The organism is Streptomyces niphimycinicus (assembly GCF_018883605.1).
Taxonomy (GTDB): Bacteria; Actinomycetota; Actinomycetes; order Streptomycetales; family Streptomycetaceae; genus Streptomyces; species Streptomyces niphimycinicus.
On the sequence record NZ_JAHLEM010000288.1, the window covers coordinates 1 to 1386 of the forward strand.

A 1386-nucleotide genomic window follows, 5' to 3' on the forward strand; every position below is an offset into this window, starting at 1 on the left:
CCGGCCGATCGCGTCGCGGACCCTTCGGACCGCCTCGGCGACGGTGGCGGACCTGGCCGCGAAGGAGGCGGCGAGGTAGCCGTCCTGACCGTCCGGCAGGAGGCGCCGCAGCGGATCGGTGGCGGCGAAGGCGCGTTCGGCGGCGGCGCTGTCGGCGGGCGGCTCGGGGGCCTGCGGCCCGCGGCGGCGCAGAAAGCGCACCCCGTCGACGAGGACGCTCTCGGAACCGTCCAGCGAACCAAGTGCCTCGACGGTCTCGGCGTCCGGTTCGGCCTCGTCGAGCAGCGCGAGTTGGACGTCGAGCACCACGCCCGCCGCTCCACCGGCGACCGCGGCGGCGGCCGTGCGCGGGCCGATGCCGCCCCACGCCCAGACCGGCACGGCGATCCCCGGGTCGGCGAGAACCCCTTGCAGCAGGACGAACGTGCTCAGCTCGCCCGCCCGGCCGCCGCATTCGCTGCCGCGCAGCAGCAGCCCGGCGGCGCCCGCCCGAACGGCGTCGGCGGCTGCGGCGAGGCTGGTGACCTCGACGAGCACCCGGCGCCCGGGGAAGTCGGCGGCGGTCCGTGCGGGGTCGGCGAGCAGCACGGTCGTGGCGTCCTCGGGAAGGTCCGCGACGCCGAGCGGGCAGCCGGGACGCACCCGGACCCCGAAGGGACGGCCGCCGGACCAGCGGGCGGTGCGACGCAGAACCTCGATGGCATCGCGGCGGCGCTCGGACAGTTCGAGCACGCCGAGGGCGCCTGCCCGGCCGGCCGCGGCGGTGAGGCGGGGCGAGGGGCGATGCAGCGGGTTGACCGCGAGGACGGCGTCTGCCGGTGCCTCTGACGGCGCAGGGGTGGCGGGCGTCCGCATGAGGGTCTCCTGTGGGGGAGGGATGATCGGTAGTCAACTGGGGGTCATGACAAGCGGTCAACTCGTCACTGAGAGTGACAACCCACCTCTCGTCATGCAGACCATCCCCTTTGGAATACCGAAAACTACGCACGCCGGATGCCACCCCGAGACATTCACTGAAACACCGCACGACGCGGGAGTGCCCGCGATATGAATGCGTCATGTGGCAGAAACACGGGCGTCGCAATAACCTCACTGAAATGTGCGGCAGATCACGCGATTCTTCAGCCCAACACCCGACCGCTACCGGGGGTTACACACTCTCCGTAGCGAACGCACGGCGAGCCCGCTCCCACGGCGCCGACTTCCGGGGCAGCCTTCCAAGGCAGCGGAATGCAAACACCCATCAGCCGCCCTTACGGCCCTGAGAGAGCCGGAAAGTATGCCGCCCAAAGCTAGTCCCGTAATCCTCACTTTGGCCGGAGAGTGATGTGACTTTGCCCCACCGGCCTCCTCATACGCCTCGGCGAACCGCTGCCCCCACGCCGG

At 71.5% G+C, this 1386-nt stretch carries 1 pseudogene; it reads right to left on the reverse strand.

Going from position 1 to position 1386, the window contains the following annotated elements:
• Positions 1 to 855 (reverse strand): annotated as a pseudogene (locus tag KN815_RS25080) (erythronolide synthase); the annotation flags it as partial.
• Positions 856 to 1386: the final 531 nt, after the last annotated feature.